Origin of the sequence: Lactobacillus kefiranofaciens (genome assembly GCF_014656585.1) — a bacterium.
Classification (GTDB): domain Bacteria; phylum Bacillota; class Bacilli; order Lactobacillales; family Lactobacillaceae; genus Lactobacillus; species Lactobacillus kefiranofaciens.
The window spans coordinates 14479-29846 of the sequence record NZ_CP061341.1 but is presented as its reverse complement, the minus strand read 5'-3'; the positions used below and the strand labels follow the sequence as shown (position 1 = coordinate 29846).

14 protein-coding genes, 1 tRNA gene and 1 pseudogene are annotated in these 15368 nt (G+C 36.4%); 4 read left to right on the top strand and 12 right to left on the bottom strand.

Features of this window, described 5'->3' with window-relative positions; translation table 11 throughout:
• Nucleotide 1 precedes the first annotated feature (1 nt).
• From ICI50_RS00140 to ICI50_RS00110, 7 genes are all read right to left on the bottom strand, one after another.
• Nucleotides 2–685 carry a DNA methyltransferase family protein gene (locus ICI50_RS00140; RefSeq protein WP_188891719.1) on the bottom strand — a complete coding sequence of 228 codons (684 nt, stop codon included), beginning with the start codon at nucleotides 683–685 and terminating at the stop codon, nucleotides 2–4.
• 5 nt (nucleotides 686–690) lie between these two features.
• Complete coding sequence (locus ICI50_RS00135) at nucleotides 691–1488, bottom strand: DUF2971 domain-containing protein (RefSeq protein ID WP_188891717.1); 798 nt, start codon at nucleotides 1486–1488, stop codon at nucleotides 691–693.
• Between the two features lie 27 nt (nucleotides 1489–1515).
• Entirely contained in the window at nucleotides 1516–1848 is a 333-nt protein-coding gene (locus ICI50_RS00130; protein ID WP_188891715.1) for a hypothetical protein, read from the bottom strand.
• A gap of 24 nt (nucleotides 1849–1872) precedes the next feature.
• Nucleotides 1873–2220: a hypothetical protein gene (locus ICI50_RS00125; RefSeq protein ID WP_188891713.1), complete on the bottom strand. Its 348-nt coding sequence runs from the start codon at nucleotides 2218–2220 to the stop codon at nucleotides 1873–1875.
• 84 nt (nucleotides 2221–2304) lie between these two features.
• Entirely contained in the window at nucleotides 2305–3228 is a 924-nt protein-coding gene (locus ICI50_RS00120) for a restriction endonuclease (RefSeq protein ID WP_188891711.1), read from the bottom strand.
• A complete protein-coding gene (locus ICI50_RS00115) occupies nucleotides 3228–7676 on the bottom strand; it encodes an Eco57I restriction-modification methylase domain-containing protein (protein WP_188891709.1) in 4449 nt (1482 codons plus the stop codon). The genes ICI50_RS00120 and ICI50_RS00115 overlap by 1 nt, the downstream gene beginning before the upstream one ends.
• A gap of 296 nt (nucleotides 7677–7972) precedes the next feature.
• Nucleotides 7973–8045: transfer RNA gene (locus tag ICI50_RS00110), tRNA-Thr, on the bottom strand.
• A 169-nt stretch (nucleotides 8046–8214) separates the two neighbouring features.
• Here ICI50_RS00110 and ICI50_RS00105 point away from each other — a divergent pair.
• Both ICI50_RS00105 and ICI50_RS00100 read left to right on the top strand, forming a co-directional pair.
• Nucleotides 8215–8916 carry an MgtC/SapB family protein gene (locus ICI50_RS00105; RefSeq protein WP_188891708.1) on the top strand — a complete coding sequence of 234 codons (702 nt, stop codon included), beginning with the start codon at nucleotides 8215–8217 and terminating at the stop codon, nucleotides 8914–8916.
• Nucleotides 8917–9009: 93 nt separating this feature from the next.
• On the top strand, nucleotides 9010–10233 hold the full coding sequence (locus tag ICI50_RS00100) for a DUF2974 domain-containing protein (protein ID WP_056940923.1): 1224 nt from the start codon (nucleotides 9010–9012) through the stop codon (nucleotides 10231–10233).
• A gap of 63 nt (nucleotides 10234–10296) precedes the next feature.
• On the opposite strand, the gene ICI50_RS00095 is transcribed toward ICI50_RS00100, so the two are convergent.
• From ICI50_RS00095 to ICI50_RS00075, 5 genes and pseudogenes are all read right to left on the bottom strand, one after another.
• On the bottom strand, nucleotides 10297–10557 hold the full coding sequence (locus tag ICI50_RS00095) for a GlsB/YeaQ/YmgE family stress response membrane protein (protein ID WP_054640299.1): 261 nt from the start codon (nucleotides 10555–10557) through the stop codon (nucleotides 10297–10299).
• Between the two features lie 48 nt (nucleotides 10558–10605).
• On the bottom strand, nucleotides 10606–10773 hold the full coding sequence (locus ICI50_RS00090; protein WP_074484260.1) for a CsbD family protein: 168 nt from the start codon (nucleotides 10771–10773) through the stop codon (nucleotides 10606–10608).
• A gap of 157 nt (nucleotides 10774–10930) precedes the next feature.
• Nucleotides 10931–11809 (bottom strand): ROK family protein, encoded by an 879-nt coding sequence (locus ICI50_RS00085; protein WP_054640298.1) that lies wholly within the window; start codon nucleotides 11807–11809, stop codon nucleotides 10931–10933.
• A gap of 125 nt (nucleotides 11810–11934) precedes the next feature.
• Nucleotides 11935–12874, bottom strand: a pseudogene (locus tag ICI50_RS00080) (DegV family protein).
• A gap of 123 nt (nucleotides 12875–12997) precedes the next feature.
• Nucleotides 12998–13936, bottom strand: a complete 939-nt coding sequence (locus ICI50_RS00075) for a phosphate/phosphite/phosphonate ABC transporter substrate-binding protein (RefSeq protein WP_188892099.1) — start codon at nucleotides 13934–13936, stop codon at nucleotides 12998–13000.
• A 257-nt stretch (nucleotides 13937–14193) separates the two neighbouring features.
• On the opposite strand from ICI50_RS00075, the gene ICI50_RS00070 reads away from it, so the two are divergent.
• Both ICI50_RS00070 and ICI50_RS00065 read left to right on the top strand, forming a co-directional pair.
• Entirely contained in the window at nucleotides 14194–14781 is a 588-nt protein-coding gene (locus ICI50_RS00070) for an XRE family transcriptional regulator (RefSeq protein WP_244964962.1), read from the top strand.
• Between the two features lie 354 nt (nucleotides 14782–15135).
• A complete protein-coding gene (locus ICI50_RS00065) occupies nucleotides 15136–15297 on the top strand; it encodes a hypothetical protein (protein WP_188891706.1) in 162 nt (53 codons plus the stop codon).
• Nucleotides 15298–15368: the final 71 nt, after the last annotated feature.

Sequence of the window (15368 nt, the reverse complement as noted above, 5' to 3'; positions counted from 1 at the left end):
GCTATTCTGTTATTTGCTTATAGATGTCTTCCCATTTTACAAGCTTATAATGCTTTTCTAGTGGCTTAGATTCTGTTTGATCAGGAGAAGGTTCCAACAAACTAAGCTGCTCATAGTGGGGGCGTACTGTCCCTGAAGCAGTTTCACCTTTAGCAATAGCAGCAAAGCTGTATTCTGTTCTTTGAACTTTATCTTTGCCAATAGATTTCCATTCGCTAAAGACTATATCTGCACCGGTACTTGTCTTTTTGGTCAAGGCATCCCCTTGGGCCATATTTGCAGAAATAATTGTTTGGGCACTCTTTAGAATCTTATTGTTTCGTTCTTTAGGATTGAAAGCTTTGAAATAGGTGTCACGAAAGACATTGTTCATGTTCATAACCAACATTTCCACATTGTCTTCCATAAGCTCGATACCGTATAACGTTGATAAAGCTAGTAAAAAATTATTTTGCATTTCAGCAATACTTTTACTAGCCTTTTTGGCGTAGACTAATTTTCTCCGTAATAGTTCTACCAGGAAAGCACCCTCACCAGCAGAAGGTTCAAGAAAGGTGGCCGTTAATGAATTAACTTTAGCTTTGATTTCTGGCTGATCTAACATGAAGTCTACAGTTTTCTTAGGTGTGAAGACTTCACCAATATCCTTTACTCGATCAGCTGACTTTATTATTTTTTCTGACATTTTAATTACCAATTAATATTACTATTCAAAAAAATTGGATTAGGGCAATATCTTTTAGCCACTTTTTGAATTTTTGATTTTTGGACATTGTCCACTCTACTGCCTAAAATAATTTCAATATTTCTTAAATTTATTGGAATATCAATATAATCTACAGGACAATTTTCACTAATCTTAGCATAAATAACCCCACTCATCATTTGTTCATAATCATTTTCATTTAATGGTCGATGCATGTTGTTTATTAATGTAGGTCTAAGCCGATATCTGATTTCCTTTTGATAGCTCCATTTAAGATCTTTATACTTACCAAGCAATCCATCAAAGTAGCTTAAACCCTTACTTGTTTTATTAGAAACCTTAGGATACAACAAATCTTCATAATCTGTATAAATAACAGAAATTTGTTCAACTTTTGCTGGTAAGAACATTAAATTATATTTTTCAGTATAAATTTCTGTACCTCTTGTAAAATAAACTGGCTCTATCACACCAATTGATTGCATAAATAGTTTATTTTTTTGTAAGGGATTACCAAACATTGTATAAAAGGGGTATTCCGGCAAAGAAATACAAACACCTTCCCCACTCATCCCGTAAGCTTGAAACATTTTTTTGTTATCTCTAAGAGTAGTCCAACTCGAAGTAAAAACCCATCGTCCTGCATTATAAGAGTCTTCTGATTTAGCCTCTTCGGGATCATCCATGGCGGTTAAATTATTCAACCTTAATTTTTGTGTTTGCAATATTTTTAAAGTAGCATCTACAGAAGTATAGTGATATAGTCTTTTATTTTGATTCATTAATTCATTCCCTGTAGTTTTGCTTTTTTAATTACTTTTATTTTTATAATTCTTCAATATGTTCCACATGAAACCTTCATCCCTAATAGAATCTAAATGTTCAAAATTTCCTCCATCTGCAAGATTTTTCTCTATTCTAAACTCATGTTGGAAACTATACCTCTTCAATTTATAAAATTCTTTATGCTTCTGTAGATCTATTAAATTATTAATATTATTAGGATCATAATATTTTATTAGTCCATAGCCTAATCTATTTTCTCTGCACTCTTTTTGAAGTCTTGCAACATTATTTACAGCAAACAATACCCTGTTTCCGTCTTTAGTTTTATAAAGATCCTTTAATACGTTAAACTTCAATCTATATTTATTTGAATTTTTATTTTATTTTTCTAAATCTTTAAATTGCACAGCAAAAAAACTACAAATTCCAAGATTTTCTTTTTGACTTTTTGGCATTTCATGATCAACAGACATACTCTTAACATCTGTAACCGGAATTTCAAAATCTGCAACATGAAGATGCCTTAAATCATTAATATTTTGATGAATATTTCCTTCATATATGTCACCGGTTTTATGATTTCCGTTATTTTCTTCTAGCTTTATAAAATATTGCAATGAGCTAAAATACAAGTTGCCATTCTTAAAATCCCTTAAATATTCAGCTTTATTTTGAATAAATTTGAAAAGTACTACAATTGTATTTGGATTTATCGAATTATTCGCCATTTTATAGCCTTTACTTTCACTTTAACTGTGCGTGCCATACCAACATTCTTTAGTCGATCAACAATTTTACTATCTTTTCTAAAATTAATCTTTCTCTTTAAAGAATTTATCCAATTTATAAGTAGTAACCGGGGTAACATAAAGTTGATATTTAGCTATCAAATCAAGTAAGCGATCGCCATCTATTAAAGTAATTACACGCGACCCTGTTCTAGAAGTCCGAACCGCATCTTTAGTAAAGGTAGATGTCGTAATAAAAATTCCATATTCAGCACGGAATTTATCCATTGCTCCTCTAAATTTATCTATTTCAGGGGATGAAACCGAGTTAGATAAAGACCATCGCTTAGCTTGAATAGCTACCCTCGCAGTTCTAAAGTCATCGGTAGTAATATATCCATAACCATCTAATCCTCCGTCACCAGTTAACTTAGTACCAATGGTTTCATCAATATCAACGTTCATCTTCTTAACTAATGCGCGACAGAATAATTCAAATTTAGCCGAAGATAAATTCATAAGAGCATTCAATAACTCACTACGCCAACCTACTTCTTCTGAAGAATTATCTATGTCTTCAGTATCATCTACTTCTACTTTTTCTTTAGTAGTTTTGTGTTTCTTTTTCTGCTTAGCATTAGCTTTAAAAATTGGTATTGATACTTTATAAACCGCGCGGCTCAGTTCAGAACCAGTTCCCTTAAAATTTCTTGCCTTCTCAGTTAATCTTACTAACCCAATATGTGGCCGTTCAAGCATTCCTGCCAAGATTAAATGTTTTACAGAAAAATTAAAATCATAATCAAATGGTAAATATTTTGCACCCGTCGTCTTTGAGGTTCTAAAATCAGTAAGCATGTTATCTGGAATTTCATCATTATTTGCTACCACTGAACGTTTCAATTCCTTCGTAGACGATTGTCCGCCAATTTTTTTAAGTTCATCAATGATAGGTAACATCAAAAATGATTCTTGGTCTGATTGATTCAAGTCATTATAATTTTTCATTATTCCATTTCCTGAACTTTCGTTTCAATAAAACTAATTTCATCTGGTGAAAGATCATATTTTTTATATAACTGAGCGTCAATTTCAGGAACAGATTTAGACCAGTCAATATCTGATTTATCTGTGAAATCTTGCATTGGTACTAAGCGCCATTTTTCTGAAGTATTATCTTGCGTAATTTTTAAAATTCCTAACAAAGTCCTTGTAAATTTCGTTTTTATATATTTCATAACGTTTTCTGCTTCTAATCTATTATTAAAAGCCCCGATGCTAATAAAGGTTTCAGTACTCCCAATCAGAGGTTCCCCAACCAGGGGTGTACTTAATACTTCTCCTAAGGCTCCTGTCCCATTCGCTTTAGGGACGAAAACTTTGTATTTGTCCAAATTTTCTACTGGTTTAATATATTTTCTTTTAATATATTTAATAACCCTTTGATTATTTAACCTGCCTAATATACCAACATAATTAGAAATATGATTTTTTGGCTTTTCAGCAAGAAACAAATTTGGCAATCTTCTAAAAATATTAGAAGATAAATCATAAGCATGTCCCTTACTAAGTTTTTCTATAGCCTTGGGATGTTCAGCGTGCATTACATCAGTAAATCTGTAAATATTACGAGCATATATGATGGAACTAAAACTTTTGAAGTTATTTTTAGTAACTTTCCTCATAATCCCAATGAGAGGTTTAGAAGCAATATAAATTCCTGCTGGTGCAAAATTATTCGCAATAGATCCAAAATTTTGATTAATATCTCTCAAGCTAATTGCAATTCCTCCCTTTATTTCAGTATGCGGGAAGATTTTATCGCTGTTTTGTTCAAAATCTATTACTTTAAAATGATTGTCATGCAATATTTTACTCGTCCATTCTTTTGGCGTACTTCCAGCACCAAATAAAAACCGAGCAGGAGTAATAAGAGTTACTAAATCAGATAATTTATAAGATAAATCCATAAATTCGTTATAAATAGGTGCCGTAAAATTACTTTGATCACCATGAGCTTGATCTTGATAAGGTGGGTTCCCGATCACAACATCAAATTTCATCTTGCCAAACATCCCTTCAATTTTTTGGGCTTCTTTTTTAACATTAACCTTAGCATCTTTTACGATATTCTCTACGTATACGGCATTGACATTCCAATCAGAATGGTAGCCAGCTAATGTCCTTCTAGCTATTTCTCTAGCCATCGGTGTTTTGGCGACCAAGAAGACATTTTCTCTCAAGATTGACTGCCAAAGCAATAATTCATCTTCAAAGCTAAATTTTCCGGCCATCTGATCGTTCATTTTTTGAAATTCTCGCCAATAAATAGACGTAGCGACATACAAAGGATAAAGGCCAGTTTTAGAATTAATTTCAAGAATATGAGACTTTCTAGTTAGAGTTCTACTAGTATATTCGGTATTAATCCACCGGCTGACTACTTTACCATCTTCATAAGAATATTGATAATCTTTATCAAAGAAAGACAAGCCACCAATAGTTTTACCTAAGTGCATATTAACTACTCGCCATGGAGTTAAAACCGTCTCTTTATCCGGATTCCTAAATGTACCGAATATGTCAGCAATTTTTTCTACACGATCAAGCGGATCAGATTTATCCAACTCTTTGATTTTCCGGCGGATAATTTTGCCCGCTTCAATAAAGACATCAGCATCATAATACTTAATAAATTTATTGAATAGCTCTTTTGTAACACCTTTCGGCATGAATTCCTTCCAAGAAACATCATCAATATTATTAACAAATTTGTGAATAGAAACATCCTCGTCGAATTTAATGTCCATCCCGTAAATCATCATCGGTATTCTGATGGAAATACCTCGCAGAATAGAAATCATGGTACGCCGCTGCTTCTTTAATTTCTTAACTTTGTCAATTGCTGCTTGCTCTTCTGGCGTCCTCTGCTTTGGTGGTTTCTTTCTACCTTTTTCTGCCTTATCATACTCATCCTCGGTCAATCCTTGATGGTTAACATCAACCTTCATCTCAGCTTTTTCTTTCTTAGTGGTACCTATGATTCCTTTGAGATTATTGAAGTCATCAAGATCAGCATCCCTGATCATAAGCAATTGATCACTATAGATAGAATCATCGTCAAAGCCAGTTCGAACGGCTTTTTCAGCGTAAGCTCTTTTAATCTTAGACAGTAACCGATCAACCTTATAAGGCTTCATTTCCTGATTACTCTCACCGATAATAGGCAGAAAATTCATTAACTTAGCCATGCGGTGACGCTGCTCTTTAGTCTGAATCTTACCAACACCAGTAGCTAAACTAGTTGATTCTGCCATCACTGTTAAGGCACGGTCTGGAGCAAAATCAAAGATATAACAGTTCTCTTTTTTGCCAAATTCTGGAGATGAATAAGGTGTTTGCGCTCTAAAAGCTGCTTGTAAATATTGCATAGCGCTGTTGGTATTAGACAAGAATAAAACTCCTGTCCATTCCGGAATAGTTGTTCCGGTGGTGAGCTTTCTGACTGTCAGAGTAATGGTCTTCTTACCTTCCCTGTCAGCTTCAGCAATCTCCTTGTTTTCTGCTTCTGCATCATTATCCGTACCCAGTTCGGTATCCGACTTATCTCCTCTTACCACATTCAGAATCTTATATTCTTTGCCAAAAACGGGATGCTGCTTTAATAATTCCTCTAAGGCATTACACTCTTTAATACCCGGCATAACCCATAAAGTGTGACGTAACCTGTTCCTAAATGCACGCGTTGAGAAAGGATAGTTAGTTGGACCCGGATTAGTGATGTTATCCAAGAAACGTCTTACATCATTTTCATAAACGAATTTACCCTGGTCATCAGTTCTAAAGAATTCCTTGAAATTAAAACTATATTTGTCAAAGCCTTCACCCGTAAAGCGAGGATCATTGAAATGTTTATTCATTTCAAAAGTAAACATAGACACTTTAGGTAAGCTTGCATAAGGATTAGCCTTACCAGGGTTATTTTTTGACCAATCATTTTTGGCTTCCTGCTCCATCGTATAATCCCACGTAAAAACATGGTCCTCATCGTAATCCGATAAGATATTAAAAGGAGTCCCGGACAAATCAAGTTCTTTAGTCTTCTTTTTTAGAACAAGTTTTAAAACATTTTGTGTTAATTCCGTCTGGGTTCCTTCGTGAGCTTCATCAACAATAACCAAGTCCCAATCTACATTAAATAGATCTCGGTTCTTATCTGAAACCTTACCCCCAGCAATTTCAGAACCAGCTAAGTCTTGAATACTAGCAAAATAAACATAAGGCTTACCCGAATCTTCCAAATCTTTAATGTTCTTATGGCCTTGCTTCTTTGATCCATAAATATAACCAGCATCCGGCATCCCTATTTTATTAAAATCATCAAACCAACCTTCATCGACAACTGGACGATGGGTCATAATTAAAACTTTTTGGTATTTCTCTTCTTTAATTAATTTCAAGGCAGTCAAGGTTTTACCAAACCGCATCTTGGCGTTCCATAGCATTTTCTTACCTGTTCTAAAACCTTGTTTTGTCTTCTTTACTGCATCTTTTTGTTCAGGTCGTAAATCGATTTTAATTTTTACGGAACTATTTACCTTATCAAGAGAATCTTTGCCTTCTTTAACAGCTTTAATTGCTCTCTTAGCAGTGGGTAAATCTGTCTCAAACCATTCGTTACCAGCTAAGCCTTCACTATGCTTTATCCCTGATCTTTCTAAAACATAATGAACATCATGATCAGAGAACCACCAGCCATCAGATTTACGGTAAGCTAGTTCAGCCCATTCTAATTTTGCTGGCACGCCTGATGTCTTCATATATTGGCTGATTCTCTTTTTAGCCCAGGCTCGCAAATAAGGACTATTATCTGAATTATCTTGGGCTAGATCACCAACACCGGTCTTACCTACTTTTTGATTACCTTCGTAAACGGCAAACTTACCAGACGAATCATCAGCAGTCTGAATATAAATAAGATTTTTTTCTGCCTTAGAAACCGGCTGGGTCGTGGTTTGATATAAATACTCCTCTTTTTGTGGCTCCCTAAAATCAGTTGGATCAACCTTACCATCGTAATAATCATTTACAAACCATACAGCCAAAGCGTAAAGATGTTTCAAGGCCAATAAACCTTCTTGTTGCGTAGCATCTTGCAAACTATGAGCTGCTACATTACCCGAACCTTTAATATCATAAAAGAATTGCAAGGCATACTTTGAAATATATTGTCCTTGTTTTAAGCGCTGAAGAATATCGTCAAAAGTTTCTCGTTCACCAACTTTTAAGTAGTTTTGGTCAGCAACATCCTTAGCGATGTTTTCAGCCACAGCACGGACAGACACTAAGACATTGGAATAAAGTCCCATAACGTAGCTTAATTCTGCTTCTGAGGCACGTTTATAAAACTGTTCGGTTAAGATATCCTTGTTCAAAAATTCAAAGTTACTATGCATTTTTATACCTTGTCTGCTTACTCATATACTTTAATTATACTAGACAAGATACACAACACACAGTTTTCTTTTAACAAACACACAAAAAAGCGGGCTTTATTGCCCGCCATTAAACCAATTTGACACTCTCTAAAATTATAAATTTCTTGCCAAAAATACTATTTATGTGTTTTTGTGTGTTTATTTCACATTATTTCTTTAAATTACATAATTCTTCAAAGTAAGCAAAAAGCCTTCAAATCAGTATTCTTTGAAACTGTTTGAAAGGCTTTGAATAATTTTATGCATCAAAAAAATGCTGACTAGAAGGCTCGAACTTCCGACCTCCTCATTACTAGTGAGGTGCTCTGCCAACTGAGCTAAGTCAGCAACTCTGTGTTGCTTCATCAACAACAGTATTTATTAAACCATATGAGCTAGACTTGTGCAAGTCTTTTTGCAAAAAAAGTTAAAAAAGTTTGGAAAACTGTCAAATCAACTTATTTACGTTAGAATTATAATGTAACATTTATAGATTATCCAAATAAGGAGTGATTTGATGCAGACATTAGCTCCAATTTCTACTGAATTGGATTGGCTACTTAGAATTGTTGTTGCCGCCCTCTGTGGTGGCGTGATTGGTTACGAACGGGCAATTCAGAGAAAAAGCGCCGGTATCCGAACCCACATTGTAGTAGCGATTGCATCCGCACTTTTTATGATTGTTTCTAAGTACGGCTTCAATGACATATTGAACATGCGAGATATCGCGCTGGACCCATCAAGAATCGCCGCCCAGATCGTTACCGGTATTTCCTTTATCGGTGCCGGCACGATTTTGGTGAGAAAAGAACAAATTTCTGGTCTAACTACAGCTGCCGGCGTCTGGGCCACTGCCGCAATCGGGATGGCCATCGGTGCTGGGATGTACTTCATGGGCATTCTTTCAACGGCTCTGCTTTTCTTAATCCAGATGCTCTTCCACGATGATGTGATCATTAGCAAGATTACCCCGCACATTCGCTTCAACATCCAGATTGAAGCCGCGAATACACCACGGATTCTTTCTCGTATTCAAAAAGAATTAGAGAACAGTCATGTTGAGAATATCTCAATTAAGATTCTCGATGTTAGTGAAAAATGGATTGTATTCTATGTAGACGGCGTAATCAATAATAAGCTTGATGAAAATAAGATCGTCATGTCTTTAAGAAAGTACCCTGATATCGATCGAATCAGTTACACGCGTGGCGGTAGATAATTATCAAATCTCGTTTCTTATTAGATGCGAGATTTTTCTTTTTCTCTTAACCCCTGTAAAATAGTATTATTAACTTTTCGAAAGGATGAAATTATGGCAGGAACTCTTGATTATTTGCGTTGGCGCGGCGACTTATCATTTGCTGAAAGGCCCTTCAACAGTGTCGACGCATCTTTGCTCTGCTCAATTATCTACCTTCCAGTAGATCGAACGGCTAAGGGACACACTTTAAAAGAAGTAGCGGAAAAGCTACGCATCTTACCTTCATTTCAGGTTCAAATGCAAGATTTAGCCGGCTCACAAGTCTTGCTTTTACCTCAAAGTCCTCGTTTAGGCGAACTCCAGATTTTAAACTGGACCAATCGCTTAGAGACAGATCCTTATCCTCTTCAATTTACCGCGGCCACTTTTCGCTTAACTGCCGATATGATCATCATTGTCTACCGCGGTACTGACAGCTCATTGATCGGTTGGAATGAAGACATGAACATGAACTATATGCCTAAGGTCTACGGTCAAGACGTGGCGGCTGATTACCTGAGAGAAATCGCACAAAAATATCCTAATGACAAAATCTACTTAGCTGGTCACTCTAAAGGTGGCAACTATGCCGAATATGCATTAAGCGTGGCTGAACCGGAGTTGCAAGACCGCATCATTCGTGCACTCAGTTTTGACGGACCCGGATTTTTTCACCAGGTCTGGAAGGCCCCCGGCTTCGTGCGCGCTGAAGCCAAGATGAAGACTTATCTGCCAGAAAGCTCTATCATCGGTACCATGCTGGATCATCCTGAACGCGTAATTATTGTTAAAAGCACGGCACCAATGGTACAGCAACACGATCCGCGCAGATGGAGCATGGGTCGAGATAGCTTCGTTTTAGCTGATAGTTTATCTTCAGGAGCTCGTTCTTTGCGTCATTCCTTTATTGATTTTAACCATACTATTCCTGATAAGCAGCGCGGTGAATTATGGGACGCACTTTTTCAAGCCTTCGATGAATTGAACATTACCGATGTCTTTCAAATCACTGCGCACAAATTATTGGGTACCGTTCGCTTCAGCCGAGTAATTATGTCGCTGCCACCGGAAACGCAAAAATACTTTTTGCATATGCTCGGCGAAATTATCAACGCCATTCGTGGCAACATTAGTTTGCCATTTTCTGAGACGGATTTTGCCATGTATCCCAAGAGCAATGATTCAAAGAAGGCACCGATTTTCTTTGAATTTTATGACACTACGGTGCCAAGCATTTTGCCTGACGAGATCAAAAGACGATTTATAGCAGAAAAAGAAGCAGAGAAAAAGAAGTAAAGTTTCACATGAAACACAAAAAGGACACATTGCGTGCCCTTTTTTATTATTCAATTTTAGTTCTTAGTCAGTTCTTCTATTGAGCATCCCTAATACGAATGAAACAACCAGCACTAAAATAATTGCTCCTAGCAGCGATGGCACGATTGCCATACCTGCTACGTTTGGTCCCCATTCGCCAAAGATTGCTTGACCAAGAGATGAGCCGATTAAACCAGCTAAAATATTAGCAAGCCAACCCATTGCACCGCCTCTGCCAGTGATAGCACCAGCAATAGTGCCAATAATAGCTCCTACAATTAAAACCCAAATCCAGTGTAACATGAGGATCACCTTTTTTCTTTCTAATAGCTCTGTTAGTTTGTCAATGTTTTAATGTTCAAGATCTTCCTTCAGCCTCTTAGCCTTATCTTTGATCTTGCCTTTTGCCTGTTGAGCTTTGCCTTGGGCTTCGCGAATCTTGTCGCCGGTAACCTTACCTTCGACTTCTTTCACTTTGCCGACAACTTTATCTTTTAAGCCATTATCTGTCTTATTCATTGTCATGATTTCTTTCTATAATTCAGATAAATCTATTAGCTTTGTATAGTCTATACTACAGGATTAAGTCAAAAAAGGATATAAAAAAAGACTCCCTTACGTCTTTCTTAATAAGTGGAGTCTTTCTATTGTATACTTAGTTAGTTCTTATATATCTTTACTTAAGCAAATTCTTAGCAAGCTCAAAGTCGCCCAAGGTAGCAGATCCGTTGTGAGCAACGGCTGGACGTACGATCAGGTCATTCAAATCTGGGGTTGCTACATAGTTATTGTTGAATTTATTGAAAAATTCTCTTACCTTAACCAGATCATCTTCGTTTAAAACTGAACCACCAACAATCATTACATCAGGACGTGCTGCCATGTAAACATTAAAAAGCATTTGAGCAATGTAATATGCGGAGTAAGTGAAGACCTTGTTGTCGCGAGATAATTTTTCACCAGGGATACCAGTTCTGCCTTCAAGACTTGGACCCGCAGCCATTCCTTCAACACAAGCATAATTGTGGAATGGACAAGCACCCTTGTAGTCATCGCCAGGGTAGCGACGCACTAACATGTGGCCCATCTCAGGGTGATTGTTTAGACCTAAAAGCTTGCCTGCTTGTACAATCCCGGCACCTACGCCAGTACCAACAGTTGCGTAGAAGTAGCTCTTAGAATCATCGCGGCCGCGGGCAACATATTCACCGTAGCAAGATGCATTAACGTCGGTAGTCATTACTACAGGAATGCCGAGTCCTTTTTCAAAGAAACCTTTGACATTAGTCCCAGACCAGCCTGGCTTTGGAGTGTCCAAAATATAACCAAAAGTACGAGACTTAGGGTTGATGTCAATGGGACCAAAGGTACCGATGCCTAATGCATCTACCGGGTGCTTTTTAAAGAAGTCTGCAGACTTTTGCAAGGTTTCCTTATTGGTGGTAGTAGGAATTCTGTCGCGGGCAACTTCCTTGCCACTTTCCACATCTTGTACTGCTACAATAAATTTGGTACCGCCGGCTTCAATACTGCCGACATATTTCTTTTCTGCCATATTCTCATCCTTTTCTTGTAAGTTTCTTTCTCCAAATAGTTTTTGTGCTGCACTTATTATAAAGAAAAAAGTCCTTAGGTGTAAGGGCTTTCATGTGTATGTAACTAGATTTGTTTACTTATAATTTATTTTGTTTCATCCACAACTTCTTTTGACTTAATATCTTTAACAGGTTGACCATTTTCATCAAAATAATCATCGAGGTCGCGGCACCAGATCATCGCCATTGTACCTTGGCCCACGTGTACACCGACCACTGGGCCAATGATGCTGTTATCAAACTTATACTTCGGAGACTTGGCACTATAGTCTTCAACCCATTTTTTCTTTTGCTCTGGATCAAGCGAATCAAAGATCGTGCATTGAATCTCATAGGGCATGTTCTTAGTCAGATTATCAAAGTCATCTTGAATATGCTTATAAGCTCGCTTAGTTTGGCGTTCCTTGGCAATTGCAGAGATATGACCTTCTCCCTGCACGTCCATTGATAAAATTGGCTTAATCTTGAACAAGGTTCCAACAAAGCTAGCGGCATTAGATAAGCGGCCAGTGCGTTTCAAGTGACTCAAATCATCTACCATAAAGCGCACATCCATCGTTTTTTGCAAATCGATAAGATATAAGATCATGCATAATCAGATCTACGTCCGCTCCTGCCTCAACTAGTCGCCCTGCTAGCATCGCAAAATCTGCTTCGCCAGCACAGGTAATCTTGCTATCAAATGGGTGAATCTTAATTCTGTTTTCTTCTCTAGCCACGCTCATCACAGTAGAGTAATAGCTTGAAAGTCCACTAGAAATGCTAACAATAATCACATCGGTGTAACCTTGATCAACATACTCATCAATTTTCTTTTTTAAGTCACCAATTGCTGGTTGAGAAGTAGTAGGCAAATTGGTTGCTTGAGCTAGTTTTTGATAAAACTCCTCATAGCCAATATCGATCAAATCGCGATAAGTTTTACCGTCCCAGATAATTGGAATTGGCAAAACATCGATCTGGTATTTTTCTTGTTGCTCTTTGGTTAAGTAAGCCGAACTATCTGTTAAAACGGCAATCTTCATAAATAAGTCCCCCTTCGATCGTTATACCTATTCTACTTGATAGTTAGTAAAGAAAAAAGAGGATTGCAAAAACCACTTTCTAGAATAGATCTAAAAAGTGGCTTTTAACTTCAAATCAGTTTTTTATTTGTTATTAGTGCCGGTAGCCTTGTTGACAATCTTTTGGTATTCACGCAAGCCATCAAAGTCTGAATCCTTAGCATCAACATAACCGTAGTGGTTGTAGATACTTTCAATAATCTTGTTGCCTTTCTTCGACTTAGCGATATTCTTAAATGCCTTAGCTAACTTCTTTCTGAATTTTTCAGGCATATCTTTTCTAACCGCAATAGTGTCATTAGGGATCCACTGGGTGAAGTAGATTGGCACAACGTCCGTCATTGCCTTCTTGTCATCCTTAGCAGCAATATTACGTGCATCAGAGAAGATAAATGCGGCATCGACATCACCGTTTAAGACTGAAAGAACTTCCTGATCGTCACCCTTAATGTTGACGAGCTTGCAGTCTTTGGTGACATTCAAACCCTTCTTGTAAAGTTCCGCAACTGGGTAAACATAACCGGATGAAGAACTTGGATCGCCGATGGCAATCTTTTTGCCCTTTAGATCTTTCCAGGACTTAATCTTTGAGCCCTTCTTAACAACGATCATGCCGCGATATTTGTGCATTAAAGTATGGTTCATCTTGCCTGATGGTTCATCGTAGCCGTAACGTTCTGCTTGCAAAAGCACATCTGCAATCCCACGCTTATGCGCCAAAATATATGAATATGGTGGCATGAAACCAACGTCTACCTTCTTAGATGACATTGCTTCAACTAGACCGCTATAGTCGGTAGAGACCGTGACGTGGACTGGAATATGAAGTTGCTTTTGGAGCAGCGTACCTAATGGCTTGGCTTTGGCTTCCATCTTGTTGGCTTGCGTACTTGGTACGAATTCAACATTCAATTCTTTAGGTTCATTTGATGAAGATGAACTCTTCTTATTGTTTGAACATGCGGCAAGCGAAACGGTAGCTAACACTGCCAACGCACCAACTAATACTTTTTTGAATTTCACCACTTATTTTCCCTCCATAAGTATATTCGTGAATTACATTTTATACTAATAAGTATAGCAGAAAAATTGGTATTATTCAATATAAAATACAAACAATTATAATTATTTTTGCTTTAAATATTCATATATACTGGATTGATAAATAAAAAATAATTTTATTGCTTATAATGATCAATATAGATTAGAAAGGATTTTTTATGACTATAGGACAAGCATTACACAAAATTAGATAAGAATTATATCTTACTCAAAAACAAATGGCGGCTGATATTGTCACTCGTCCTTTTTATGCCAAAGTTGAAGCAGGAAAAAGCAGAATTAGTGCAGACAAATTAGCAAAAATTCTTTTTGAACATGATGTTGATGTCGCTTACTTTTATCAACTATTACGACCAACCTATATTTCAAAGCAAAAAAAGATCGAATCAAATTTAAATAGTAAAATGGAACAAGCTTTTAATAGAGGAAAAATTGACGAAATAGAATCATGCTACCAAGAAATTTTATCGCAGTCTCATTCCAAAATTTTGAAATTGAGAGCCATGATATCCGTAGCTAATCTAAAAGACGAATTAAAGCAAGTTGATCCTCAAATAAAAGCAGATTTACTCGTTGAATTTAATGACGAGCAAAATTGGATGACTAATCCTGAATCACTACGTCTCTTCACGAATACAATGCCATTATGGCATCAAGAAAGCTTAGCATTTTTCATCAATAGACTACTTGCTAGAGCTAAAAATAATAAAAATCCTTCTGAATTAGAGCAAGAAAGATATCTACGTATTTTCGAAAATTATTTATCCATCTGCTATGATAGAAAACTTACCCCAAAACAATTTTAAACAGCACATATTAAAGAAATAATCGACTTCATTATGGATTCGAAACCTACTATTCATTTTTTACTTTATAAAATTGCCTGCCTATACTTAAAAAACTTACTTTCAGGTAACCGAGAAGGCGCACAGAATATTAGAAATGAAATGAAAAAATATGGTTACGAGGATTTAATTCAAACTTGGCCAAAATAATTTGTACACTATATGATACAAAGATAATTTATTCAAAACATTGGGAGTAGTATTTAAGCATGTAGTAATAAGAAAGGAGGTTGCACAGTAATGTGGTGGCAATTACCTATTCTCATCCCAGCTGAGAACTAAAAGCTTTGAAAACTATCAGGAAGATAATTAATTATGTTAAAAATCAAACAAAGCACATTATTAATTTTATTAGTAGTATTTGCCACTATTGCAATAGTGGCAACTGTCGTATTAAAGGAAAATGTCATTAACCCTGACCATTGGCTTTTGGGTGTTCCAATTAGATGGACCATTCCCTATTTAACTTGGTCTTAGTTTCATAATTGTTAGGAGTGATCTTGTGAATGAAAAAACAGTACTAGCAATATTAAAAAATAGAAAAAGAA

Excerpts from the sequence above, each read along its gene's own strand:
- ICI50_RS00140 (WP_188891719.1), bottom strand. The coding sequence starts at position 685 with ATGTCAGAAAAAATAATAAAGTCAGCTGATCGAGTAAAGGATATTGGT.
- ICI50_RS00135 (WP_188891717.1), bottom strand. The coding sequence starts at position 1,488 with ATGAATCAAAATAAAAGACTATATCACTATACTTCTGTAGATGCTACT.
- ICI50_RS00125 (WP_188891713.1), bottom strand. The coding sequence starts at position 2,220 with ATGGCGAATAATTCGATAAATCCAAATACAATTGTAGTACTTTTCAAA.
- ICI50_RS00120 (WP_188891711.1), bottom strand. The coding sequence starts at position 3,228 with ATGAAAAATTATAATGACTTGAATCAATCAGACCAAGAATCATTTTTG.
- ICI50_RS00115 (WP_188891709.1), bottom strand. The coding sequence starts at position 7,676 with ATGCATAGTAACTTTGAATTTTTGAACAAGGATATCTTAACCGAACAG.
- ICI50_RS00105 (WP_188891708.1), top strand. The coding sequence starts at position 8,215 with ATGCAGACATTAGCTCCAATTTCTACTGAATTGGATTGGCTACTTAGA.
- ICI50_RS00100 (WP_056940923.1), top strand. The coding sequence starts at position 9,010 with ATGGCAGGAACTCTTGATTATTTGCGTTGGCGCGGCGACTTATCATTT.
- ICI50_RS00095 (WP_054640299.1), bottom strand. The coding sequence starts at position 10,557 with ATGTTACACTGGATTTGGGTTTTAATTGTAGGAGCTATTATTGGCACT.
- ICI50_RS00090 (WP_074484260.1), bottom strand. The coding sequence starts at position 10,773 with ATGAATAAGACAGATAATGGCTTAAAAGATAAAGTTGTCGGCAAAGTG.
- ICI50_RS00085 (WP_054640298.1), bottom strand. The coding sequence starts at position 11,809 with ATGGCAGAAAAGAAATATGTCGGCAGTATTGAAGCCGGCGGTACCAAA.
- ICI50_RS00070 (WP_244964962.1), top strand. The coding sequence starts at position 14,194 with ATGGCGGCTGATATTGTCACTCGTCCTTTTTATGCCAAAGTTGAAGCA.
- ICI50_RS00065 (WP_188891706.1), top strand. The coding sequence starts at position 15,136 with ATGTTAAAAATCAAACAAAGCACATTATTAATTTTATTAGTAGTATTT.